Here is a 25,083-nt window from a genome sequence, read left to right on the forward strand (position 1 = left end):
CTTTATCATCCTATCACCTTTTATATATGAACTTAGCCAAATATTCATTAGATAATACAAAGATTATCTATTTCTTCCTTGCCGTGCTGCTCATCGGCGGCATATTCTCATTCGGCCGTTTGGGGAAGAAAGAAGATGCACCCTTTGTCATCAAGACAGCGGTCATCATGACACGCTATCCCGGAGCCGAGCCTGCCGAAGTGGAACGGCTCATTACCGAACCCATCTCCCGCGAAATACAGAGCATGAGCGGAGTGTACAAGATTAAATCGGAATCCATGTACGGACTTTCCAAAATTACGTTCGAGCTACAGCCGTCGCTTTCCGCAGCATCTATCCCGCAGAAGTGGGACGAACTGCGCCGGAAGGTTCTCAACATACAGCCCCAACTTCCGGCAGGAGCTTCCGTACCGACGGTATCGGACGACTTCGGCGATGTATTCGGCATTTATTACGGACTGGTCGGCGACGACGGCTTCTCTTACGAAGAAATGCGCAACTGGGCGGAGCGTATCAAGACGCAGGTTATCACTGCCGAAGGGGTTATGAAAGTAGCCCTGTTCGGCACACAGACGGAAGTAATCAATATCTTTATCTCCGTAAACAAACTGGCGGGGATGGGCATCGACCCCAAACAACTGGCAGGCTTGCTGCAATCGCAGAACCAGATTATCAATACGGGTGAAATCGGTGCAGGCGAACAGCAGTTGCGCATTGTGGCCAACGGTACTTATACCACCGTCAACGACATCCGCAACCAGACAATCACCACCCCCGGCGGGCAGGTCAAGCTGGGCGATATAGCCGTCGTTGAAAAGGGATACATGAACCCGCCCGGCACCATCATGCACGTAAACGGAAAACGGGCCATCGGCATCGGCGTCTCCACCGACCCGCAGAAGGATGTGGTAAAAACCGGTGAGCTGGTAGACAAGAAGCTCGCCGAACTCTTACCCCTCATCCCCGTAGGGTTGGAACTGGAAAGCCTTTACCCTGAAAACGTCATTGCCAAAGAAGCGAACAACGGATTTATTATCAACCTGATAGAATCCATTCTGATTGTAATCGTCATCATCATGCTGGTAATGGGGATGCGCGCCGGCGTACTCATCGGCTCTTCACTGATATTTTCCATTGGCGGCACACTGCTCATCATGTCGTTCCTGGGAGTGGGACTGAACCGTACCTCGCTGGCAGGCTTTATCATCGCCATGGGAATGCTGGTGGATAACGCCATTGTGGTAACCGACAATGCACAAATTGCCATAGCCCGCGGCGTGAACAGACGGAAAGCGCTGATAGACGGCGCCACCGGTCCGCAATGGGGATTGCTGGGAGCAACCTTCATAGCCGTCTGCTCGTTCCTACCGCTTTATCTTGCACCGTCTTCCGTTGCCGAAATTGTAAAGCCGCTATTTATCGTACTGGCTATCTCACTGGGGCTGAGCTGGGTACTGGCATTGACGCAAACCACCACCTTCGGCAATTTCATACTGAAAGCCCAAACCGGCAACAGCGACAAAGACCCTTACGACAAGCCTTTCTACCATAAATTCGCATCCATCCTCAGCCTGCTGATACGCAAGAAAACGCTCACGTTGGGAAGCATGGTCGTATTGTTCATCCTCTCCCTCGTCATCATGGGACTGATGCCTCAAAACTTCTTCCCTTCACTGGACAAACCTTATTTCCGCGCCGATGTATTCTATCCCGACGGATACGGCATCCGCGATGTAGAGAAAGAAATGAAGAAAGTGGAAGCCCACCTGCTGGCACAGCCGGAAGTGAAACGGGTTTCCGTCACCTTTGGCAGCACCCCGCTGCGCTACTATCTGGCATCCACTTCCGTAGGTCCAAAACCCAACTTCGCCAACCTGCTGATAGAAGTGACAGACAGCAAATACACCAAAGAATATGAAGAGAAGCTGGACAGCTATATGAAGGAGAATTACCCCAATGCCATCACCCGAACCACGCTCTTCAAACTCTCGCCTGCCGTAGACGCCGCCATCGAGATAGGCTTTATCGGCAATAGCACAGATACGCTGGTGGCGCTGACCAACCGGGTTTTAGAAATAATGCACCGCGACAAAGACCTTATCAATGTGCGCAACTCCTGGGGTAACAAGATTCCTATCTGGAAACCCGTATACAGCCAGGAGCGTGCGCAACCGTTAGGCGTATCCCGCCAAAGCATGGCGCAGAGCATACAAATAGGAACAAACGGAATGACGCTGGGCGAATACCGCCAGGGCGACCAAGTGCTTCCTATCCTACTGAAAGACAACACAATCGACGCGTTCCGCATTAACGACCTGCGCACGCTGCCCGTATTCGGAACTACGCGCGAAACCACCACGCTGGAGCAAGTGGTCAGTGAGTTCGACTACCAGTACAAGTTCTCCAACGTGAAGGACTACAACCGCCAGATGGTTATGATGGCGCAAGCCGACCCCCGCCGGGGTGTAAATGCCATTGCCGCCTTTAACCGTGTGTGGGAGCAGGTGCAGAAAGAAATCGATGTTCCCGAAGGATATACCATGAAGTACTTTGGCGAACAGGAAAGCCAGGCCGAATCCAATGCCGCACTGGCAGCCAACATGCCGCTGACGTTTTTCCTGATGTTCGTCACCCTGCTGTTCCTGTTCAAGACCTACCGCAAACCCATCGTCATCTTGCTGATGCTTCCGCTTATCTTTATCGGCATCGTACTGGGACTGTTGCTGTTAGGCAAGACATTCGACTTTTTCGCCATCCTGGGCTTGTTGGGATTGATTGGAATGAACATCAAGAACGCCATTGTCCTCGTAGACCAGATTGATACGGAAACGGCCGCCGGAAAAGCACCGCATGAAGCGGTTATCAGCGCAACGACCACCCGCATTGTTCCCGTAGCCATGGCATCGGGAACAACTATCCTGGGTATGCTGCCGTTACTGTTCGACGCCATGTTCGGCGGTATGGCGGCCACTATCATGGGCGGCCTGCTGATAGCTTCGATACTCACCCTGTTTGTATTGCCCGTGGCCTACTGTGCGATACACCGGATAAAAGGATAGAGGGATTGCGACTCGGCTATTTACGATTTACGATTTACTATTTAATGATTTAATGATTTGACTATTTACGATTTGAATGATGAGAAAGATTATATTTATATTGTCAGTAATCAGCTTCGGTATAAATGCCGCGGCACAAGAAAGCTATCTCAGCCGCGAGGCTTATCGGGACAAAGTGGAAGCATACAGCCAACTGCTGAAACAGCAACGCCTGAAAGCTACGGCAAGCACCGAAGCCCGCAAGATAGCACAGACTGGCTTCCTGCCCAAGATAGACATTACTGCCGAAGGAACTGCCAATCTGAGCCATCTGGATGCCTGGAACAGTCCGGCGGGACAGTACCGTCCTTACACCTATCAGGCATTGGCAACACTGGGACAGCCTCTTTACACAGGCGGTTCGCTCATGGCCCGGAAAAAGATTGCCAAAGCCGATGAAGAGCTGGACAAACTTGCCATAGAGCTGACCCTCGACCAGATACACTATCAGAGCGATGCGGTTTACTGGAATGCCTCGGCCGCATTGGCAACACTCGAAGCCGCCGCCCGTTTTGAAGGGATTGTCAGCCAACAGTACAACATCATTCAAGACAGGTTTAATGACGGAGCCATCAGCCGTACGGATTTACTGATGATTTCCACCCGTAAAAAAGAGGCCGAATTGCAGTATATCAAAGCCCGCCAGAACTATACCCTTGCCTTGCAGCAACTCAATATCCTGATGGGAGTGAAACCGGATGCCGCAGTAGACAGTCTTTGTGAAATCGGCATACACTGTCCGCCCGTCGATTTACTGAGTCTTGACGAAGTATTGTCCCGCCGTGCGGACTATACCGGAACCCATGTCAGTATCGCCAGGAGCGAAGCGCAACGCAAGGCAGCCCTCAGCCAGTATAATCCCCAACTCAGTATGTTCCTGGCAACCGGTTGGGATACCGGTATCACCTATATGGGACAAGATGTGCCCCATACGCCCATTGCGGGAATCAATCTCAACATCCCCATTTTCCGATGGGGTGCACGCTTCAAGACCAACCGCCAGCAAAAGGCATATATAGGTATTCAGAAATTACAGCAAAGCTATGTGGCAGATACTATTTTAGAAGAGCTGTCCGCCGCTACCACCAAACTGACGGAAACGGAACAACAGGTAAAGACAGCCCGGGAGAATATGGCGCTTGCCGAAGAGAATCTCGACCTGGTTACATTCTCATACAATGAAGGCAAGGCAAGCATGGTCGATGTGCTATCCGCACAGCTTTCGTGGACACAGGCCCAAACCAACCTTATCAATGCGCACCTTGCCGCAAAGATGGCATTGGCTGAATACAGGAAAGCTATCAGTGAATAAAGGCGAAAATAAAAAGGGAATGCGTCAAAACACTCGTTATTTGTGTTTTGACGCATCCCCTTTTTATATCTCAACTTTCTTATCCGAGGAACGAAATCAATACGCCTGCCGCCACCGCAGAACCGATGACGCCGGAAATATTACTGGACATACAGTAATTCAGTACGTGGTTCTTAGGGTCGTACTTGGTAGCGATTTCATTGCATACGCGGCTTGCCATAGGCACGGCGCTCAATCCCGTCGCACCAATCAGCGGATTAATCTTCTTCTTGGAGAACAGATTGAACAGCTTCACAAAGAAGATACCGCCTGAAATGGACAAGGCAAATGCAAGGAAGCCGCCGACAACGATGCCGATAGTGGTCCAGTTGAGGAATGCCTCGCTCGTCATGGTAGCCCCCACACTCAGTCCGAGGAAGATGGTTGCCGCATTCATAATGCTGTTGGCTGCCGCATCGAACAGACGGCTGGTATCGGAACCGATTTCCTTAATCAGGTTACCGAACATCAGCATACCAATCAAAGGCACTGCCGTCGGCACGAAGAGAGCTACAATGGTAGTAACGGCAATCGGGAAAATAATCTTCAGTACACGCAGATTCTTTATCTCGGTCTTTGACGGATAAAGCTTTTCCTGCTCCTTCATATTAATCATCAGTTCCTTCTTGCTGCAGAGCAGTTTCACAACCAATGGAATGATAACCGGAACCAGCGCCATGTACGAATAAGCCGCAATGGCGATAGGACCCAGCAGATGCGGAGCGAGCTTAATAGTGGTGAAGATAGCCGTAGGACCGTCCGCACCGCCAATAATACCCAATGCACCGGCTTCCTGCGGCGTGAAGCCCATCATTACGGCACACAACAGTACGGTAAAGATACCGAGCTGCGCAGCCGCACCGAATATGGAAAGACGCAGATTGCGGAGCATCGGTCCGAAGTCCGTCAGCGCACCCACACCCATAAAGATGACAGGCGGCAGAAATCCGGTCTTTATCAGCATATAGTAGATGAAGTTCATCAGGCCGAGGTCGTGTGCAATCTCGTGCAACGGCATTTCCCAGATGTTCTTCAACACTCCGTTCACCATTACCATGCCGTTTTCATCTGCCTGGATAACCCCCATGTCGCCACCGGGGAAATTGGCAATGAGCACACCGAAAGCAATGGGAACCAGCAACAGCGGTTCGTAATGCTTCCTGATGCCCAGATACAGCAAAATAAAGGCAATGGCATACATTATAAGGAACGACGGATCGGCAATGATATTGCTGAACGCCGTCATATCATAGAGTTTCGCAAATATATCTTCCATCATCCAATCTTCATTAATACATCATCTTCAGAAACAGAATCACCCGGATTGACGCAGATAGCGGTCACCGTTCCGCTGAAGTCGGCACGGATGGCATTATAGGTTTTCATGGCCTCGATGTAGCAAAGCAGGTCGCCCTCCTTCACTTTATCTCCTACCTTGAGGGGAGTTTCCTGTGCATTCTTGGTCAGGAAGAACTTGCCTTCGAGCGGGGCAGCCACTTCCTGCCCTTCACCGGCGGGAGCGGTAATCTTGTCGGTGGCGGAAGCCGGCAGGTCGATGTCGCCGTAAGCCACCGTCACGCGATAAGCCTGTCCGTCCACCTGCACGGTAAGCGTCTTGGGTTTGGCATCGTCCAGAGGGGATTTGTCGCGTTCGGCACGGCGTTTCTCCACATCGGCAAGAAAATCCTCTTTCGCCTTGCCACTCTTGTAAGCCTCGTACTGTGCCGGATGCATGGCGTATTCAAAGAGTTCTTCATCATCTTCGCCAAGTTCCCACTTGTTTTCCTTCATCAGCTTGCGGTACTTGTCGAGTGCATCGGGATAGTTGTCCTGCGGGTTGCCGTTGAAGAACTTACGTCCTTCGCGTTCCGCCTTTTCAACGAGTTCGGGAGCGAGTTCGCCCGGCAGCTTGCCTGCCTTGCCCAGCAGCATGTCCCAAATATCGTCGGCTATCATACCCCAACGCTCTTTTCCTTTCTCCATGGCCATGACGTTCATCATGGAAAGGTTCTTGACGTACTGGCTGAACGGAGTCACCAACGGTGGATAACCTACGCGCGGCCATACGTATGCCACTTCGTTGAAGAGTTTGATAAGCAGTTCGTCCTGCTTCATAAACGGCAGGTTACGTTTGGCCTTGTACTTGTTGATAGATTCCAGATTGGATTCCAGGTCCGCCATCAGACTTCCCATCATGCCGCCCGGAAGTCCCGGACCAATCAGCAACGAGTTCATCAGACGGTTCTTCGGGCTGATGTACAGACCGAGGAAATCATCCATAAACTCCTGGATAAGTGCACGTACTTTCATGTACGCTTCCATATTGATTTCGGGAACCTTGAAACCGGCATCCTTCAGCATGGCCTGCACGCTGAGCAGGTCGGCATGTCCCGTACCCCATGAAAGCGGCTCCATACCCACGTCGATATAGTCGCAACCGGCCTCACAAACCGCAAGGATGCTTGCCATGTTGAAACCGGGTCCCGCATGGCTGTGATACTGGATGGGAATGTCCGGATGAGCAGCCTTGATGTTTGCCACAATCTTGCCTAAAGATACCGGACGGCCGATACCTGCCATATCCTTGATACAGATTTCGTCTGCACCCAGCTTGATAAGCTTCAATGCTATATCTGTATAGTATTCCACAGTATGGATAGGCGAATGGGTGATACAGAGCGAACACTGCGAAATCATTCCCGCCTCGTGCGCATAAGTGATGGAAGGAGCGATGTTACGTATATCGTTCAGTCCGCAGAAAGTACGTGTGATGTCCGTACCCTGCGCCTTCTTCACTTTATAAAACAGCTTGCGCACATCGGCAGGCACGGGGCTCATGCGCAGGCCGTTCAGTGCACGGTCCAACATATGTGTCTGTATACCGGCTTCGTGGAACGGCTTCGTCCACTCGCGCACAGCTTTATTGGGGTTCTCGCCAAACAATAAATTTACCTGTTCAAAACCGCCGCCATTCGTTTCTACACGAGCGAAACATCCCATCTCGACAATGGCAGGCGCTACCTTTACCAGCTGGTCTACACGGGGCACATATTTTCCGGCACTTTGCCACATATCCCTGAATACCAAGCTGAACTTAATTTCTTTTTTCATACCAAATTATTCCTGTGTGTGTTTATATAAGATTAGTTATTTCAGATTTTCTCCACTTTCGCAACTTTACCCTTGCCTTGCGTCACTACCGTAACCGCCGCACTGATAGCCGCCATGATGTTGCCGGGAACAACCGCAGGAGCATTTGCCGCCTGTTTGGCAGGAGCAACCTCTTCGGGTGCATATTTATTCACAAGGGCGATAAGTCCCTTTCCCAAGTAGATTACAATCAGCAGGATGGCAAAGACCGTTGCCATACCCACTATCATTAGCAGGAGCGCTATGTTCAAGTTTTCCATATTATAAATTATTAGTTATTCTATCAGATTTGCAAAAAAATCGTCCGAAATTAGTGATAATAGACGAGAATATAGAATATTACAATGATAAATTATGCTAAAATAAAAGTAAGAAAAGAGCAAGTAGCCGGTCACTACATATCTTCCAACGACAAACAAACCGTCTCAATCCGATATTTCGGCAATAGCTTTTTCTTTAAATGTCCCACTTTCCCAGCCAGCAGTTCCGGTTTGAAGTTTTTCTTTTGCCGCTTCACTTCTGCCGCCACAGCTTGATTTTTCTCCAATTTCAGAGCAATAATATCAATTTCATTCTGATTGCCCTTCGGCTCCCACCACGAACCTATAGCCCGATATTGGAAACTTTCGGCAAACTGCTGTTTGAAATATCTTTCCAGCATGATACCTGAATAAGTTGAATAGTCGGATTTGATGATAGACCTGTGGCCTTTGCCACACGCTCAAACGGAAACACCGAATGAAGCCCGCCAAATTCACTCTCATGAAAACTCTTGCAGTATCTTTCCTGAATATCAAATTCTGTAAAGCCCAAAGTAGGGTGAATTTCTGAAATATTTTGTATCTTAGCCATATCTTTATTGGGAGATTTCCCCCGTTTTAGCTGACAAACCTTATTTGCGGCGGAACACCTAAAGATACAAAAAACGACTAATTCGCAATGCTTTATCTATGAATCAATTAGCTAATTTTATAATATTTACTGAATGTCCCTAAATAAAGTTGTATGAAACACTTTTGGTATTTAATATGTATTATTTTTCCACTACATGGAGCCGCACAGATAAACATACGGATAGATTATGATAATACGAGTAAAGAAATAACTTTATTTCTCAAGAATGAAACAAATAAAGTTTTTAAATTTATACCTACAGAGAGAATTGTTTACGAGTATGTCTCTTCTATTTCATTCTTATATAAAGATAAGAATGGCAATATCCTTTGTAGTAGAGAAAGGCTTATTTATGATGACCAACATTATTATTATAATATAGGAAAAGGACAATACCTAGCCCCATATGAAGAAAACCGTTATATTCATAAATTAACCAAATGGTGTCAAAATAATAATATTTATGCAGTAGACATTTCTGTTAAGATAGATGCAAGAATTATAGCAAAGAAAGAAAATGGAAAGATAGTAAAAGATGAAGAGAAGGGGTATAAGACCGAATTCAAAAAAAGTATCTTATGGGAGTAAAATGAATTAATCTGTTAGCAGAGTTATATACATCGGTATAACTTTGCCAGCAAATAAAAGTGTGCAACAGATCCTTGTGTCTAAGGCTTGGAATTTAGAAAAAGATTCAAAAACAGATTTTAGATTTGTTTTTACTCGTGATAGTATGGAATTTTATAAACTTAAATGAATATGAAAAAATTAGTATTAATTTTAACAATGTGCATAATGCACTTTCTAAGTTATGCTCAAGAACCAGTTTTTGCTTATGATAACAATCAAATCAAAAGCAAACCTCAATTTATTGAAGCTTTTAATAATGGTAATTTTGACAATATAACATCTCATTCACTGCAAAAAAGTTATAATGTATCAGCACAAAATGGAGATAAGTATATTGTAAAATGCTTTAAAAATGCAGGTTGGGAAAATGAACCGGGTGATTGGCACTATCTTGAAATTGCTTATAATGGACAAACAATATATTCTATAGATTATGCTGATGGCTGGGAATATCTTTCACCAAATTTGAAGAGTTCTTTATCACCTATGGCAGATGCCTTTTATCAAAAGGATTTAGACTGTGATACTGTCATGCTATTATTTACAGGGATAACTATTATGAGTCAACCTCCATATATCACTGTGATTATACTGAAAAAGGGAAAGGCCACTTTAGTTCTTAATAAACCATTTTTTATCGAGAAAGTGCAACATTCAAATAACGAGGATGTATTTTCTTTGTGCGCCAATACTGTTGAATATTATGATAATGGTACTCCAATGAATAATGCTTCTATTCAAAAATTATATGTGAAGAATAAAATGATTTTTATCTCCAATAATTAAAGGTAAGCATCCGATAAAGTACACATTGTCTTTTTCAGGCACTATAAAATATTTTGTTTCTTTTTAGACACAGAATACGCGGATTTCACGGAAAAAGAATAAAAAAAATCTGTGCCTTCCGTGTAATCCGCGTAATCCTTTAGATTTGCGTGCCTAAAAAACATCAAGTGTATTTTAACACCCTTCTGTCATAGCGCAATAGTATATATCTACATTAGAACTCGCTCGTAAAGTGGAACTTGATATGCTTGAAATCCATCTGCGCCATCTGCAGTACGTAGCCACTGTCTGCAAGGAACACATCCCTGCCCTCGCGGTCTTTCGCCATATATTGGTACTTGCGTTTCTTGAACGCCTCCAGTTCGGCAGGGTCATCACTTTCAATCCAGCAGGCCTTGTAAAGACTCAACGGCTCCCAACGACATTTGGCACTGTACTCATTTTCCAGACGGTATTGGATTACCTCGAACTGCAACTGCCCTACCGTACCAATAATCTTGCGTCCGTTAAACTGGTTGACAAACAACTGCGCTACACCTTCGTCCATCAACTGGTCGATACCTTTGGCAAGCTGCTTCTGTTTCATCGGGTCGGCATTCTCGATATACTTGAACATCTCGGGCGAGAAGCTCGGCAGTCCGCGGAAGTGAAGCATCTCACCCTCCGTCAGCGTATCGCCGATTTTGAACGTACCGTTGTCCGGCAAACCGATAATATCTCCCGCCCATGCCTCGTCGATGGTAGTCTTGCGCTGCGCCATAAACTGCGTGGGCGACGAGAAACGCATGGTCTTGCCATGACGCACATGCAGGTAGGGCGTATTACGGGTGAACTTGCCGGAACATATCTTGCAGAATGCGATACATGAACGGTGGTTTGGGTCGATATTGGCGGTAATCTTAAAGATGAAGCCTGTGAATTTAGGCTCTTCCGGTTCTACTTCGCGTTCTTCCGCCTTCACAGGACGGGGACTGGGAGCAATCTCCACAAAGCAGTCCAGCAACTCCTGCACACCGAAGTTGTTCAGGGCGGAGCCGAAGAACACGGGGGCCAGTTCACCTTTCAGATACTCCTCTACCTGAAATTCGGGATACACACCGTCTATCAGTTCCAGTTCGCCGCGCAGCTTGTCCGCTAGTGCCGAACCGATCTGATTATCCAGTTCTTCCGTATTTATATCTACTTCCACCTTTTCCGTCACCACCTGCTTGGAAGGCTGGTAAAGATTGAGATTGCGTTCATAGATGTTGTAAACTCCCTTGAAGCGGGGACCGCTCTCGATAGGCCACGTCAGCGGACGGACGTGGATGGAGAGTTCCTCCTCCAGCTCATCCAGCAAGTCGAACGGGTCTTTTGCTTCACGGTCCATCTTATTGATAAAGATAATCACCGGAGTGTTGCGCATGCGGCAGACTTCCATCAGCTTGCGTGTCTGTGTTTCCACACCTTTCGCACCGTCCACCACGATGATTACGCTGTCCACCGCCGTCAGTGTGCGGTAGGTATCTTCGGCAAAGTCCTGGTGACCCGGAGTATCGAGGATATTGATTTTATAATCGTGATAGTCGAACTCCATTACGGAAGTGGTTACGGAGATACCACGCTGTTTTTCAATATCCATCCAGTCCGACGTTGCCGTCTTCTTTATCTTGTTGCTCTTTACCGCACCCGCCACCTGAATCTGACCGCCAAACAGCAGCAGCTTTTCAGTCAACGATGTCTTACCGGCATCCGGATGGGCGATAATCGCAAAGGTTCGTCTTCTCGCTATTTCTTGATTACTTGCCATATATATAAGGTATAATATTCAAATAAGTATTATTTTGCTTACTGCGCCAGCCTATCGATGCAGACCTGCAAGCTCTCCTCCCAATGGGGAATCTCGATACCGAAAGTCTTTTTAATCTTCGTCTTATCCAATACGGAATACTGAGGACGCGGAGCTTTGGCCGGATACTCGTCCGTATGCAACGGGCTGACTTTACACGAGGTAATGCCCGCCATGCGGTGAATGGCCACCGTAAAATCATACCAGGAGCATACTCCCTCGTTGCTGAAATGATAAATACCGGGAACAATTCCCTGATTGACAGCCGCAAAGATGGCACGTGCCAAATCGTTGGCATAAGTCGGCGTACCGATTTGGTCGAAAACAACTCCCAACTGCTCGCGCTCATTGCCCAAACGAATCATGGTCTTTACAAAATTATTGCCGTAAATGGAATATAACCATGCCGTACGGATAACCATCGCACGGCTGCACTTCTCCATAACAGCCTGCTCGCCTGCCAGTTTTGTGGAGCCGTAAACGGAGTTGGGGCAAGGAGTGACTTCTTCCGTATAAGGAATATGACCGGTTCCGTCGAACACGTAATCCGTAGAAACCTGTATCATGGCAGCACCGCAAGCCTCGGCGGCGGCAGCCAGATAACCGGGAGCTATATGGTTCAGTTTATCGCAAAGTTCGGGATTGTCTTCCGCCTTGTCCACTGCCGTATAAGCGGCACAGTTCACAATAACATCCACCCGATTATCGGTCACGAATGCACGTATGGCCTGTTCATCACATATATCCAGTTCCTGCACATCTGTAAAAAAGTAAGTGTGTTGCTGATTTTCAGCAGAGAGCACCCGCATCTCATTGCCAAGCTGACCGTTGGCACCGGTTACTAATATATTCATCTTAACAGTTACTATTTATTCCCTATGGTTATGATACCTCTTTTATCTCCAACACACAGGTACGTTGACTATTTTCAGTTTACTATTTATCACCCGACTATTACCCTGCTTCATGCAAACATTCCGTCAGTCATTATCCAGTTTCAACTCGCCTTTCCTCTCTTTGTCGTAATAATTGGCAAGCAGGGAAAGAAAACTGCTGATGGCTTCTATCGCCTTGGCAGTGCCCTGGCTGATTTCCTTTTTCTGCAAACGCAGCAGCAGTATGCCGTAAAGCGCTTCAAAACAGGTCTCCAATTCGGATTCTTCCGCCTGTCCGCTCTTTTGCCGCAATTCCACAATAAAAGGCAACGCTTTGAAATATGCCGCATTATAAAAGGGATACTTCGTGGAAGCCAACAAATCGGCATGCAGGTCCGTAAGGTTGCGGATAACGTTGCGGTTAATCTGCAAATGCCCTTTCTCCGTCACCCCCTCGGCACGCATCATATCGGCAAGATTGCCGTACCACTCCTCCAGAGCCGCATGTTCTTCGGCAGGATAACGGGAGATGACATTGCTGCGAATCAGGTCTATATCGCACTTGTTAGCACGAAGCAAATCCTCCACTTGCCACATATATATAAGGTATTCGGCAATATTCTTCTCTTTCAGTTGCTGTGAAATCTTCACGTTGAGATGATTTATGATTTATAATTTATATTCTTCACCAAGATACCGCGGTCCGTTCCCGTAACTAATAGAGCGATTCACCCATCAGCGTAAACACCAGTCCGAATGCAGATACCACCATGACAATGCCGCCGATAATACGGTTCAATATCCAAATGCCGCGTAAATTGAATTGCGTACGGACCTTGTTGACAAAAAAGGTAATTCCAAACCACCACGTCAATGCTCCCAAAGCAATGGCAAGATACCCCGTAACGGCCTCAAAGACCAACACGCCTTCGCTTACAAAAGCAAAGCGCGCAAAAAGGCCTACAAAAAGAAATATGATAAGCGGATTGGAGAGAGTGACAGCGAACGCTGTGATAAAATTGTGAAAGTAAGACCCCTTGCTGGTGGATACCGGACGAATGGACTGCACCGGATTACTGCGGAACGTATAAATACCGAATATCAGCAGCAGGATACTCCCGAACAGTTGCAGATAGAAGATATTCTTGTTGACATAATCGAATACGAAACTCATTCCGTAGCCTGTCAGCAAAGCATAGGCAATATCACTCAGCGAGGCGCCTATACCGGTCACAAAACCATACCAACGCCCTTTGTTCAAAGTACGCTGAATGCACAATACTCCTACGGGGCCCAACGGTGCAGATACGATAACACCTATTATGAACCCTTTCCATAATATGTCAAGTATGGTCTCTATCTGAATCATGCCTGCAAATATCGGACTTTTTTATGAGACAACCGAATAGAGTTAACGTTTTTTCGTCAGAAAAGGAGTTTAGATACAAAGTCAATCATCCGGCGGGGCGGACTTCCCCCATTCCACTGAAGTTTTTTATTTCCTTTTCTTTCTCCCACCCGACGATTTTCTTTATCTTTGCGCCAAAAGCAAAGGTAAACTGCATCCCGGCATAAAAAAACAGACAAGTTCGTTTTATTCTGCCTCCGGTTTGTACTATCTTTGCACCCAGGAAGAAAAGAGAAGAAGCTAACTGACAGACAATAGCATAGTTTCAATCACAAAGTAGCAAATCGTAAACTCTTAAATAAAAGTATGATTCTTTTTTTCAGAACACCATCCAAGAGCGTGATTGCCGTAGAATGCGACCACGAACTTACCCAGGCAGACAGCGACAAACTCTGCTGGCTTTTTGGAGAAGCCACCCCCGAAAGTGAAGACAACCTGAAAGGACATTTCGTAGGTCCGCGCCGCGAGATGATTACTCCCTGGAGTACCAATGCTGTGGAAATCACCCAGAACATGGGTCTGAACGGTATCACCCGTATCGAAGAATATTTCCCTGTGAAAGATGAAAACGCAGACCACGACCCGATGCTGCAACGTATGTATAAAGGTCTGGACCAAAACGTATTTACGACCAACCGCCAGCCGGAACCGATTATCCACATTGACGACCTGGAAGCATACAACGAAAAAGAAGGTCTGGCGCTCTCCAAAGAAGAGATGGATTACCTCAAGAAAGTGGAGAAAGACCTGGGACGTCCGCTAACCGACTCCGAGGTATTCGGTTTTGCGCAAATCAACTCCGAGCACTGCCGTCACAAAATTTTCGGCGGCACATTCATCATCGACGGAGTGGAGCAGGAATCTTCCCTCTTCCAGATGATTAAGAAGACCACCCAGGAAAATCCGAACAAGATTATATCGGCCTATAAAGATAATGTTGCCTTTGCCGAAGGTCCGGTTATCGAGCAGTTTGCCCCGGCAGACCACTCCAAGCCCGACTTCTTCCAGATAAAGGACATCAAGAGTGTTATCTCCCTGAAAGCCGAAACCCACAACTTCCCTACCACCGTAGAGCCTTTCAACGGTGCATCTACCGGTACGGGCGGTGAAATCCGCGACCGTATGGGCGGCGGTAAAGGCTCATGGCCTATTGCCGGAACAGCCGTATACATGACTTCCTACCCCCGCACGGACGAGGACCGTCCCTGGGAAGAAATACTTCCGGTGCGCAAATGGCTGTACCAGACTCCCGAACAAATCCTGATCAAAGCATCCAACGGCGCCAGCGATTTCGGAAACAAGTTCGGCCAGCCGCTGATTTGCGGTTCCGTACTCACCTTTGAACACAAAGAGAAAGATGAGGTGTACGGTTACGACAAAGTCATTATGCTTGCCGGCGGTGTGGGATACGGTACACAACGCGACTGCCTGAAAGGCGCTCCCGAAGCCGGCAACAAGGTTGTCGTGATCGGTGGCGACAACTACCGCATCGGTTTGGGCGGCGGTTCCGTGTCATCCGTAGATACGGGACGCTACAGCAGCGGCATCGAGCTGAATGCCGTACAGCGTGCCAATGCAGAGATGCAGAAACGTGCTTACAACGTAGTACGTGCGCTTTGCGAAGAAGACACCAACCCGGTGGTTTCCATCCACGACCACGGTTCTGCCGGACATGTAAACTGCCTGTCCGAGCTGGTAGAAGAGTGCGGCGGACTTATCGACATGAGCAAGCTGCCTATCGGTGACAAGACTTTGTCTGCCAAAGAAATCATAGCCAACGAGAGTCAGGAGCGCATGGGTCTGCTGATTCAGGAAGAGGCCATCGAACACGTACGTAAGGTAGCCGAACGCGAACGCGCTCCGATGTATGTAGTCGGTGAAACCACCGGCGACCACCGCTTCGCTTTCCAGCAAGCCGACGGCGTACGCCCGTTCGACCTTGCCGTAGAACAGATGTTCGGCTCTTCACCCAAAACCTATATGGTGGACAAGACCGTAGAACGTCATTATGAAATGCCGGAATACGAATTGTCGCAACTGCACGAATACCTTACCAACGTACTCCAACTGGAAGCCGTTGCCTGCAAAGACTGGTTGACAAATAAGGTAGACCGTTCCGTAACAGGTAAGATTGCCCGCCAGCAATGCCAGGGCGAACTCCAGTTGCCGTTGAGCGACTGCGGTGTCGTAGCTTTGGACTATCGCGGCGAAAAAGGTATCGCAACTTCTTTGGGACATGCTCCGCAGGCAGCCCTTGCCGACCCGGCAGCCGGTTCTATCCTCTCCGTCAGCGAAGCGTTGACCAACCTGATCTGGGCTCCGCTTGCCGAAGGTCTGGACAGCGTGTCCCTATCAGCCAACTGGATGTGGCCGTGCCGCTCGCAAGAGGGCGAGGACGCACGTCTTTATACGGCGGTAAAGGCATTGAGCGACTTCTGTTGCGCCCTGCAAATCAATGTTCCCACGGGTAAGGACTCTTTGTCCATGACGCAGAAATATCCCGACGGCAGCAAAGTCATCGCTCCGGGTACGGTTATCGTATCTGCAGGCGGCGAGGTTGCAGATGTGAAGAAAGTGGTATCTCCCGTGCTTGTCAACGATGAGAAAACCACGCTGTACCATATCGACTTCAGTTTCGACAAGCTGAAGCTGGGCGGCTCCGCCTTCGCACAGTCACTGGGTAAAGTAGGCGACGAAGTTCCTTGCGTACAAGATGCCGAATACTTCCGTGACGCTTTCCTGGCTGTACAGGAATTAATCAATAAGGGACTTGTTCTTGCCGGACACGACATTTCGGCCGGCGGTCTTATCACTACGCTGCTCGAAATGTGCTTCGCCAATGTAGAGGGCGGTATGGAAATCGACCTCGACAAGATGAAAGAGCAGGATCTCGTCAAGATATTGTTTGCCGAAAACCCGGGTATCGTTATCCAGGTGAGCAACAAGCATAAGGAAGAAGTCAAGAAGATACTGGAAGATGCCGGTGTAGGCTATATCAAAATCGGTAAGCCGACCGACGAACGTCATATTCTCGTAAGCAAAGACGGCGCTACCTACCAGTTCGGCGTGGACTACATGCGTGATGTCTGGTACTCTTCATCGTATCTGCTGGACCGCAAACAGTCCATGAACGGATGCGCCAAGAAACGTTTCGAGAACTACAAGATGCAGCCGCTGGATTTGGTATTCCGGCCTGAATTCAAGGGTAAGCTTTCGCAATACGGTCTCGACCCGAACCGTCGTACCCCGACCGGTATCCGCGCCGCCATTATCCGCGAAAAGGGAACCAACGGCGAACGCGAAATGGCCTATTCACTCTATCTTGCCGGCTTCGATGTGAAAGACGTCACCATGACCGACCTCATCAGCGGACGTGAAACGCTGGAGGACGTAAACATGGTGGTTTATTGCGGCGGCTTCTCCAACTCCGACGTATTGGGTTCCGCCAAAGGTTGGGCAGGCGCTTTCCTCTTCAACCCAAAAGCCAAAGAGGCGCTCGACAAGTTCTATGCACGCGAAGACACGCTGTCTCTCGGCGTATGCAACGGTTGCCAGCTTATGATGGAATTAGGCCTCATCACTCCCGACCACGAAAAGAAGGGAAAGATGCTGCATAATGATTCCCATAAATTCGAATCGACCTTTATCGGCCTGACTATCCCTACCAACCGCAGCGTAATGTTCGGCTCTTTGAGCGGCAGCAAGCTCGGTATCTGGGTGGCACACGGAGAAGGAAAATTCTCATTGCCTTACGATGAAGACAAGTACAATGTAGTGGCAAAATATACCTACGACGAATATCCGGGCAATCCGAACGGCTCCGACTACTCTGTTGCGGCAATAGCCAGCACCGACGGACGCCACCTGGCCATCATGCCTCACCTGGAACGCTCCATCTTCCCGTGGCAGAACGGCTACTATCCGCAAGACCGCGTTCACAGCGACCAGGTTACCCCATGGATAGAGGCATTTGTCAACGCACGCAAGTGGGTGGAAGAAAAGACTGGAAAATAACCACGTGTAAAACTGTAATGCAATAATGGATAATGTGCCAAAGACTCTGCTTTTGCAGGAGCTTTGGCACATTTCTTATATCTCCACACCGCCTTCCATCCTGCCGCTTTACCACTCTGTATTTCCTTTTTTGCATATCTCAAACATTTTCACTACTTTTGTGTTAATATTAAATCCCCCCAACTTTATCAAACTCAAATACCAAAATCGGCTAATATGAAAAAGCATTTCTTTTTCTTTCTTTTCCTTATATCATCCTTTCTGGCTGCCGCTCAGACATATAACTACATCGGCGTAGAGGATGGTTTGAGCAACAGGCGGGTATATGCGATTCAAAAAGGGCCTAAAGGTTACATGTGGTTCCTCACGCACGACGGTATCGACCGTTATAACGGAAAGGAATTCAAGCACTATAAACTCATGGACGGCGAAGATGAAATCAACTCCATGATGAACCTCAACTGGCTGTATTCGGATTCGCAGGGAAGGCTATGGGAAATAGGCAAGCAAGGACGCGTGTTCTGTTATGAAAGCAAGCACGACCGTTTCCAACTGGTATATAAATTGCCCAAAAGCGAAACGGAAGGCCTGCATACTCCCGTCAGCTATGGATTTATCGATGATAATAATATAATATGGCTCTGCAACCAAAGAAACATTTACCTATATAACAGCCTGACAAAAGCAACTGTTGTCATAAAGAATGAAATCAACGAAAGCATCACCGACATCGAGCAGATAGACGAGACCCACTATTTTATAGGCACGGATGTAGGCGTGCATTATGCCGAACTGAGAAACAATGTGCTTGCGCTAAGCCCTTGCGAGAAACTGGATACGCTAAGACTGCAAATCAACGAGCTGTTCTTTCATAAAGGCAGCCGCAAAATCTTTATCGGAACCTTTCAAAGAGGTATCTATGTATACGATCTGAACCTTCATAAGGCGTTCCACATCAAATCCGGCCTGATAGATGTCAGCATCAACCGTATCTGTACCTTCGGCGAAAAAGACATATTGATAGCGACAGACGGTGCAGGTGTCTACAAGATGGATGTGGACACTTACCGGTCCGAACCGTACATCGTGGCCGACTTCAACCGATATAACGCCATGAACGGCAATACAATCTACGACATATATGTGGATAACGAGCAACGCATCTGGATGGCGAACTATCCTATCGGCATTACCGTACGCAACAACCGGTACAGCGATTACAAATGGATAAAGCATTCCATCGGTAACAAACAGTCCCCCATCAACGATCAGGTAAACGCCGTTATGGAAGACGAAGAGGGCGACCTATGGTATGCCACCAACAACGGCATCAGCCTGTATGAGCATCGTACCCAACAATGGCATTCGTTCTTGAGCGTCTACGATAAGGAGCAGAAGAACCAGAGCCATACATTCATGTCTCTGTGCGAGGTCAGTCCCGGCATTATCTGGGTAGGCGGCTACAGTTCCGGCATCTACCAGATAGATAAGAAAAAGCGTTCTGTCAGCTTTTTCACGCCCGCCTTGTTCGGTGGCGCAACGATTCGTCCCGACAAGTACATCCGTTCCATTACCAAAGACAGAGACGGTTATATCTGGTCGGGGGGATACTACAACCTGAAAAGAATAGACCTGAAACATAAAAACATTGAATCGATACTCGGGCTGGAAGTTATAACGGACATCAAGGAGCGGGACGAAAAATACATGTGGATAGGTACAGCCAACGGCTTATACCTGCTGGAGAAAGCAACCGGCAAATACCGGTACATAACGCTGCCGGTAGAGTCCTCCTATATATACTCCCTGTATCAGGCCCCCAACGGACTGCTGTATATCGGCACAAACAATTCCGGTCTGCTGATTTACGACCCTGCCAGGCAGAACTTTGAACACTATCATAAAGATAACTGCGCACTTATCTCCAACAATATCTATACAATTCTGTCAGACGGAAAAGATGATATTCTCTTAAGCACAGAATACGGACTGAGCGGTTTCTACCTCAAAGAAAAAAGATTCCATAACTGGACCAAAGAGCAGGGACTGCATTCCGACCATTTCAATGCCAACTCCGGAACACTGCGCAAGAACGGGAATGCCATTTTCGGAAGTACCGACGGAGCCATAGAATTTCCAAGAGACATGGTATTGCCCCGCGAGTACAGTTCGCGCATGATATTCAGCGATTTGCGCGTTTTCTACCAAACAGTATACCCCAAAGACGAAGGTTCTCCTTTGGTTTTGGATATCGACGAAACCAAAAGCCTGAAACTGAAATACAGCCAGAATATATTTTCGCTTCAGGTATCGTCCATCAATTATGACTATCCTTCCCTCATCCTGTATTCGTGGAAACTGGAAGGATTCTATGACGGCTGGAGCCGTCCGGGAGAGGAAAATGTCATCCGGTTCACCAATCTGAATCCCGGTCATTACACCCTGCGTGTCCGCGCCATATCCAGTGAAGACCGGCGTATGGTCTTGGAAGAGCGCAGCATAGATATTATTGTCGAGCAACCCATTTGGCTCAGCATATGGGCATTATTACTGTATGCGCTTATCCTTGTTGCAATTGCAAGCATCGCATTGCGCATAATCGTATTGCGCAAGCAACGAAAGATATCCGATGACAAGATCCGTTTCTTTGTCAACACCGCGCATGACATCCGTACTCCGCTGACGCTCATCAAAGCACCGTTGGAAGAACTCTCCGACCGTGAGAAACTAAGCAAGGAAGGAACGGACAACCTCAGCACGGCGCTTCGCAACGTCAACGCCCTGCTACGTCTCACAACCAACCTCATAAACTTTGAACGTGCGGATACCTATTCGAACAATTTCTACGTATCCGAATACGAACTGGGAGCTTATATGACCGACATTGTCAATGTTTTCCGTTCATACGCTTCCGTAAAGCACATCGACCTGACTTACGAAAGCAACTTCCGCTATCTGAATGTCTGGCTGGATAAGGATAAGATGGACTCCATTTTGAAGAATATCATATCCAATGCACTGAAATACACGCCCGAAGGCGGAAGCGTGCATGTCTATGCTTACGAAACGGAAGATACCTGGAACGTGGAAGTCAGTGACACGGGTATCGGCATTCCACTGGACGAGCAGAAAAAGCTGTTCAAGATGCACTTCCGCGGCAGCAATGCCATCAATTCCAAAGTAACCGGCAGCGGCATCGGACTGCTTCTTGTATGGAAACTCGTGCATATGCATAAAGGAAAGCTCAACTTCACCAGCACCGAAGGAAAAGGCTCCTGCATCAAAGTATCTTTCCCTAAAGGCGAGAAACGCTACCGCAAGGCCATACACCGTCCTGCTCCCACCAAAGAGCAGGAACAGAACAATGAACCGGAACAAATCACCTCTCCGGAAAAGGGCACTCCGGACACCCCTGCCTTCAACACGCCCATAGAGGGTTACGAACATGCCCAACAGCAAACTCAGGATGCCGGTAACCGCCAGAAAATACTGATAGTAGAGGATAACGACGAACTGAGGGAATACCTGCGGCGTACGCTGGCGGAGAACTACCATGTACAAGTATGTTCCAACGGAAAATCGGCGCTTTGTATCGTGAAGGAGTATTTCCCCGACCTGATTATCTCGGACATCATGATGCCCGAAATGCGGGGTGATGAACTGTGCCAGAAAGTGAAGAATGACATTGATACCTCGCACATCCCCGTTATCCTGCTTACGGCCCTCAATACGGACAAAAACATCATCGACGGGCTGCAAACCGGAGCGGATGAATACGTCGTGAAACCGTTTAACATCGGAATCCTGCGCGCCACCATTGCCAATCTGCTTGCCAACCGTGCCTTATTGCGCCACAGATACGGCAATCTGGAGCTGAACGATGATACCCACAATACGGAATGCATCAACTGTTCTACGGATTTGGACTGGAAATTCATTGCCAGCATCAAGAAGAATGTAGAGGACAACATGGACAATCCGAGCTTCACGATTGATGTGCTTTGCACCCTGCTCAACATGAGCCGTACCAGTTTCTACAACAAGTTAAAGGCACTGACCGACCAGGCTCCGGGAGATTATGTACGGTTGATACGCCTGAAACGTGCCATGCAACTGCTGAAGGAACAAAAGTACACCATCACCGAAGTTGCCGAAATGACCGGTTTCAGCGATGCCAAATACTTCCGTGAAGTCTTTAAGAAACACTTTAATATCAGTCCGAGCCAATATGCAAAAGAAGAAGGAAATATTGGAGAGGGCAAACAATAAACCGAATTACAGCATTACACATGATATGACGAATATATATACCGAAGCATTTTCCATTTTCTTTAAAATCGGTGCATTCACCATTGGCGGCGGCTATGCCATGGTTCCATTGATTGAGGACGAAATCGTAACGAAACGCCGGTGGATAGCCAAAGAGGATTTTATAGACCTGCTTGCCATCGCCCAGTCGGCACCGGGCATCCTTGCGGTCAACATATCCATATTCATAGGCTACCGTCTGCGTGGAATACGGGGAAGCATCGTTACCGCCCTGGGAACGATACTGCCCTCTTTCCTCATTATCCTTGCCATAGCCTTGTTTTTCCATAACTTCAAAGACAATGTCTACGTAGAGCGTATCTTCAAGGGTATCCGTCCGGCAGTTGTAGCACTGATAGCCGCTCCGACTTTCAGTATGGCCAAATCCGCCAAAATCAACCGCTACACGATATGGATTCCTATTGTCTCGGCTCTGCTTATCTGGTTATTGGGCTTCTCCCCCATCTGGATTATCATTGCTGCCGGTATAGGCGGATACCTGTTCGGAAGGCTGCGTTTCCCGAAAACCAACAGTTAAAAATTAAACAAAACCGCCCCACTTATCGCTAATCACTAACCACTAATCACTACATCATGCTTTTCCTCCATCTATTCTACACATTCTTTAAAATCGGCCTGTTCGGTTTTGGCGGCGGATACGCCATGCTGTCCATGATACAAGGTGAGGTAGTCACCCGTTACGGCTGGCTCACACCGCAGGAGTTTACCGACATCGTAGCAATCAGCCAGATGACTCCCGGCCCTATCGGCATCAATTCGGCAACCTATGTAGGCTATTCCACGATAGCCGAACAATACGGCACGAGCATGGGAGTGCTTGGGTCTTGCGTAGCCACTTTTGCCGTAGTGCTACCTTCGTTCATCCTGATGCTCACTATCAGCAAATTCTTTCTGAAATATCAGAAGCACCCGGCAGTAGAAGCCGTATTCAGCGGACTTCGCCCGGCGGTAGTAGGACTGCTGGCATCGGCTGCGCTGGTGCTGATGAACACGGAGAACTTCAGTTCGCCCCAGGAAGATATATACTCTTTCATCATCAGTATCATCATCTTCCTTGCAGCTTTCATCGGAACAAGAAAATATAAGGTCAACCCCATACTGATGATTATAGTATGCGGAATAGCAGGGCTGATACTTTATTGACAGTTGATTCCTACAGCTTCACTTTCTTGCTTACAGATTTGGATTCGTTGTGCAGGCGGTCGAGCGCCGTAACCACATAACGGTACTTCGTCTTGCCATCCTCATAAGGTAACTTATAGAACGTATTGCGCGTAACAGCCACAATGTGCGAAGGGTCGTCAATATCCACCTTCTCTTTCGAACCGAAGCGGTAGACAACATACTGTACCGGACGGTTCATTTCATCCTTGAACTTCGGAGCAGTCCAGAAAAGGATGTAACCGTCGGCAGTCCACACCGGTTTTACCTTGCGCACCTTATCCGGAGCTTCATTGTCCATAAAGTCAAATACGGGCGGCAAAGCCGGATATTTATGATACTCGGCAACCAGCGCATCGCGGTATTTGCCGGCATTCTCCACTACTGCGCTGGCAGGCCATTGGCAACTGCCGCCGATTGTCTGATATGCCCGCTGCAAAGCCATCTTGCGGGGAAGCTGATTGACGGACGGATTCTTCGGATCGGCATTCTGTACCGTATTCATTACAGACTGGCCGATAAACAAAGGACGGTTCTCTGTATGCTTTGCCCACCACTTCACCAAAGTTTCATAGTCGGCAGCCGGATGTCCTATCTGCCAGTACACTTGCGGTATGTTATAATCAATCCACCCTTTGCGTGCCCACAGAAGTACGTCGGCATATAAATCATCATAATTCTGCAAACCGTTTGTAGCACTGCCCAGCGGATCGCTGCTCTGATTGCGGTAGATACCGAAAGGACTCACGCCGAACTTCACCCAGGGTTTCAGTCCGCGGATCGTCTCATGTATTTTCTGAATGAGAATATTCACATTACTGCGGCGCCAGTCCGCCTTATTGCTGAAACCGCCACCATAGCGTGCAAAGCTGGCATCATCCGGGAAATCCTTTCCCTTGATAGGATAGGGATAGAAATAATCGTCCATGTGAATGGCATCCACATCATAGCGCGACACGATGTCTGTTATCACCTTACAGATATGATTGCGGCTTTCGGGAAGCGCAGGGTCGAAGTAAAGCTGGTCGCCATACGTCACGAACCACTCCGGATGCGAATTATAAATATGGATGGGCGAAAGCTCGTTCTTCAACGAAGTCTTTACCCGATACGGATTAATCCAGGCATGAAACTCCATGCTCCGCTTGTGGCACTCCTCAATCATAAACTGCATAGGGTCCCAATAAGGTTCCGGGGCTTTGCCCTGCACACCTGTCAGGAAACGGCTCCACGGTTCGTACTGCGAAGCATACAACGCATCGGCTTCGGGACGCACCTGAAAAATAACGGCATTGATACCTGCACCTTGCAGGGAGTTCAACTGATTTATCAAGATTTGCTTCAACCGGTCGGTCGGTATGCCACGAAACTGTCCGTTTACCGCCTGAATCCATGCGGCACGAAATTCACGTTTAGGATGTGCGGATGTGGATACGAACTGTGCCTGTACAGCCAGTGAAAGGCAGCAGAAAGCCAGTAACAAGAGGAGATTTCTCACTTTCATTTTATTCTTTTTAAATATTGTGTCGCAAAGATAATGATTATCTTTGCAACTCAAT

General features: G+C 48.0%; 16 protein-coding genes and 2 pseudogenes. 8 read left to right on the top strand and 10 right to left on the bottom strand.

Features of this window, described 5'->3' with window-relative positions; all coding sequences use genetic code 11:
* The first annotated feature begins 26 nt into the window (after positions 1 to 26).
* Positions 27 to 3,059, top strand: coding sequence for an efflux RND transporter permease subunit (locus tag H8S52_RS05835; protein WP_186909456.1), 3,033 nt, complete (start codon positions 27 to 29; stop codon positions 3,057 to 3,059).
* Positions 3,060 to 3,135: 76 nt separating this feature from the next.
* Positions 3,136 to 4,410, top strand: coding sequence for a TolC family protein (locus tag H8S52_RS05840; protein WP_186909457.1), 1,275 nt, complete (start codon positions 3,136 to 3,138; stop codon positions 4,408 to 4,410).
* 79 nt (positions 4,411 to 4,489) lie between these two features.
* On the opposite strand, the gene H8S52_RS05845 is transcribed toward H8S52_RS05840, so the two are convergent.
* The 5 genes and pseudogenes from H8S52_RS05845 to H8S52_RS19800 form a co-directional block, all read right to left on the bottom strand.
* On the bottom strand, positions 4,490 to 5,725 hold the full coding sequence (locus H8S52_RS05845) for a sodium ion-translocating decarboxylase subunit beta (protein WP_016661442.1): 1,236 nt from the start codon (positions 5,723 to 5,725) through the stop codon (positions 4,490 to 4,492).
* Positions 5,725 to 7,560 (bottom strand): biotin/lipoyl-containing protein, encoded by a 1,836-nt coding sequence (locus tag H8S52_RS05850; RefSeq protein ID WP_186909458.1) that lies wholly within the window; start codon positions 7,558 to 7,560, stop codon positions 5,725 to 5,727. Before H8S52_RS05850 ends, H8S52_RS05845 begins: the two co-directional genes overlap by 1 nt.
* 41 nt (positions 7,561 to 7,601) lie before the next feature.
* Positions 7,602 to 7,859: an OadG family protein gene (locus tag H8S52_RS05855; RefSeq protein ID WP_117984402.1), complete on the bottom strand. Its 258-nt coding sequence runs from the start codon at positions 7,857 to 7,859 to the stop codon at positions 7,602 to 7,604.
* A gap of 134 nt (positions 7,860 to 7,993) precedes the next feature.
* Positions 7,994 to 8,308 (bottom strand): annotated as a pseudogene (locus tag H8S52_RS05860) (DUF234 domain-containing protein); the annotation flags it as partial.
* Positions 8,293 to 8,451, bottom strand: a pseudogene (locus tag H8S52_RS19800) (DDE transposase); the annotation flags it as partial. The pseudogenes H8S52_RS05860 and H8S52_RS19800, both read right to left, overlap by 16 nt.
* 153 nt (positions 8,452 to 8,604) lie before the next feature.
* Here H8S52_RS19800 and H8S52_RS05870 point away from each other — a divergent pair.
* Both H8S52_RS05870 and H8S52_RS05875 read left to right on the top strand, forming a co-directional pair.
* Positions 8,605 to 9,081, top strand: a complete 477-nt coding sequence (locus tag H8S52_RS05870) for a hypothetical protein (protein ID WP_186909459.1) — start codon at positions 8,605 to 8,607, stop codon at positions 9,079 to 9,081.
* Positions 9,082 to 9,252: 171 nt separating this feature from the next.
* A complete protein-coding gene (locus H8S52_RS05875) occupies positions 9,253 to 9,909 on the top strand; it encodes a hypothetical protein (RefSeq protein ID WP_131796826.1) in 657 nt (218 codons plus the stop codon).
* A 214-nt stretch (positions 9,910 to 10,123) separates the two neighbouring features.
* Here H8S52_RS05875 and H8S52_RS05880 read toward each other — a convergent pair whose 3' ends face one another.
* The 4 genes from H8S52_RS05880 to H8S52_RS05895 form a co-directional block, all read right to left on the bottom strand.
* Positions 10,124 to 11,698 (bottom strand): peptide chain release factor 3, encoded by a 1,575-nt coding sequence (locus tag H8S52_RS05880; protein ID WP_005657707.1) that lies wholly within the window; start codon positions 11,696 to 11,698, stop codon positions 10,124 to 10,126.
* Positions 11,699 to 11,736: 38 nt separating this feature from the next.
* Entirely contained in the window at positions 11,737 to 12,591 is an 855-nt protein-coding gene (gene rfbD / locus H8S52_RS05885) for a dTDP-4-dehydrorhamnose reductase (protein ID WP_186909460.1), read from the bottom strand.
* 126 nt (positions 12,592 to 12,717) lie between these two features.
* On the bottom strand, positions 12,718 to 13,263 hold the full coding sequence (locus H8S52_RS05890) for a DUF4924 family protein (protein WP_117954487.1): 546 nt from the start codon (positions 13,261 to 13,263) through the stop codon (positions 12,718 to 12,720).
* 64 nt (positions 13,264 to 13,327) lie between these two features.
* On the bottom strand, positions 13,328 to 13,981 hold the full coding sequence (locus H8S52_RS05895; RefSeq protein ID WP_005657713.1) for a LysE family translocator: 654 nt from the start codon (positions 13,979 to 13,981) through the stop codon (positions 13,328 to 13,330).
* A 345-nt stretch (positions 13,982 to 14,326) separates the two neighbouring features.
* Between H8S52_RS05895 and purL the strand changes: the two genes are divergently transcribed.
* The 4 genes from purL (at position 14,327) to H8S52_RS05915 (ending at position 23,506) form a co-directional block, all read left to right on the top strand.
* Entirely contained in the window at positions 14,327 to 18,034 is a 3,708-nt protein-coding gene (purL, locus tag H8S52_RS05900; protein ID WP_117984408.1) for a phosphoribosylformylglycinamidine synthase, read from the top strand.
* Between the two features lie 216 nt (positions 18,035 to 18,250).
* The gene (locus H8S52_RS05905; RefSeq protein WP_186909461.1) at positions 18,251 to 22,303 is read left to right on the top strand and encodes a response regulator; all 4,053 of its coding nucleotides are present in this window, start codon (positions 18,251 to 18,253) and stop codon (positions 22,301 to 22,303) included.
* Positions 22,304 to 22,328: 25 nt separating this feature from the next.
* A complete protein-coding gene (locus tag H8S52_RS05910; protein ID WP_060385308.1) occupies positions 22,329 to 22,880 on the top strand; it encodes a chromate transporter in 552 nt (183 codons plus the stop codon).
* A 56-nt stretch (positions 22,881 to 22,936) separates the two neighbouring features.
* On the top strand, positions 22,937 to 23,506 hold the full coding sequence (locus tag H8S52_RS05915; protein WP_186909462.1) for a chromate transporter: 570 nt from the start codon (positions 22,937 to 22,939) through the stop codon (positions 23,504 to 23,506).
* A gap of 10 nt (positions 23,507 to 23,516) precedes the next feature.
* Here the strand turns inward: H8S52_RS05915 and H8S52_RS05920 are convergent, their stop codons facing one another.
* Entirely contained in the window at positions 23,517 to 25,028 is a 1,512-nt protein-coding gene (locus tag H8S52_RS05920) for a glycoside hydrolase family 10 protein (RefSeq protein ID WP_117954493.1), read from the bottom strand.
* Between the last annotated feature and the right edge of the window lie 55 nt (positions 25,029 to 25,083).

This window comes from Bacteroides sp. NSJ-48 (assembly GCF_014287405.1).
Lineage (GTDB): Bacteria > Bacteroidota > Bacteroidia > Bacteroidales > Bacteroidaceae > Bacteroides > Bacteroides stercoris.

Excerpts from the sequence above, each read along its gene's own strand:
- H8S52_RS05915 (WP_186909462.1), top strand. The coding sequence starts at position 22,937 with ATGCTTTTCCTCCATCTATTCTACACATTCTTTAAAATCGGCCTGTTC.
- H8S52_RS05835 (WP_186909456.1), top strand. The coding sequence starts at position 27 with ATGAACTTAGCCAAATATTCATTAGATAATACAAAGATTATCTATTTC.
- purL (WP_117984408.1), top strand. The coding sequence starts at position 14,327 with ATGATTCTTTTTTTCAGAACACCATCCAAGAGCGTGATTGCCGTAGAA.
- H8S52_RS05905 (WP_186909461.1), top strand. The coding sequence starts at position 18,251 with ATGAAAAAGCATTTCTTTTTCTTTCTTTTCCTTATATCATCCTTTCTG.
- H8S52_RS05840 (WP_186909457.1), top strand. The coding sequence starts at position 3,136 with ATGATGAGAAAGATTATATTTATATTGTCAGTAATCAGCTTCGGTATA.
- H8S52_RS05850 (WP_186909458.1), bottom strand. The coding sequence starts at position 7,560 with ATGAAAAAAGAAATTAAGTTCAGCTTGGTATTCAGGGATATGTGGCAA.
- rfbD (WP_186909460.1), bottom strand. The coding sequence starts at position 12,591 with ATGAATATATTAGTAACCGGTGCCAACGGTCAGCTTGGCAATGAGATG.
- H8S52_RS05895 (WP_005657713.1), bottom strand. The coding sequence starts at position 13,981 with ATGATTCAGATAGAGACCATACTTGACATATTATGGAAAGGGTTCATA.
- H8S52_RS05855 (WP_117984402.1), bottom strand. The coding sequence starts at position 7,859 with ATGGAAAACTTGAACATAGCGCTCCTGCTAATGATAGTGGGTATGGCA.
- H8S52_RS05845 (WP_016661442.1), bottom strand. The coding sequence starts at position 5,725 with ATGGAAGATATATTTGCGAAACTCTATGATATGACGGCGTTCAGCAAT.
- H8S52_RS05875 (WP_131796826.1), top strand. The coding sequence starts at position 9,253 with ATGAAAAAATTAGTATTAATTTTAACAATGTGCATAATGCACTTTCTA.
- H8S52_RS05920 (WP_117954493.1), bottom strand. The coding sequence starts at position 25,028 with ATGAAAGTGAGAAATCTCCTCTTGTTACTGGCTTTCTGCTGCCTTTCA.
- H8S52_RS05870 (WP_186909459.1), top strand. The coding sequence starts at position 8,605 with ATGAAACACTTTTGGTATTTAATATGTATTATTTTTCCACTACATGGA.
- H8S52_RS05910 (WP_060385308.1), top strand. The coding sequence starts at position 22,329 with ATGACGAATATATATACCGAAGCATTTTCCATTTTCTTTAAAATCGGT.
- H8S52_RS05880 (WP_005657707.1), bottom strand. The coding sequence starts at position 11,698 with ATGGCAAGTAATCAAGAAATAGCGAGAAGACGAACCTTTGCGATTATC.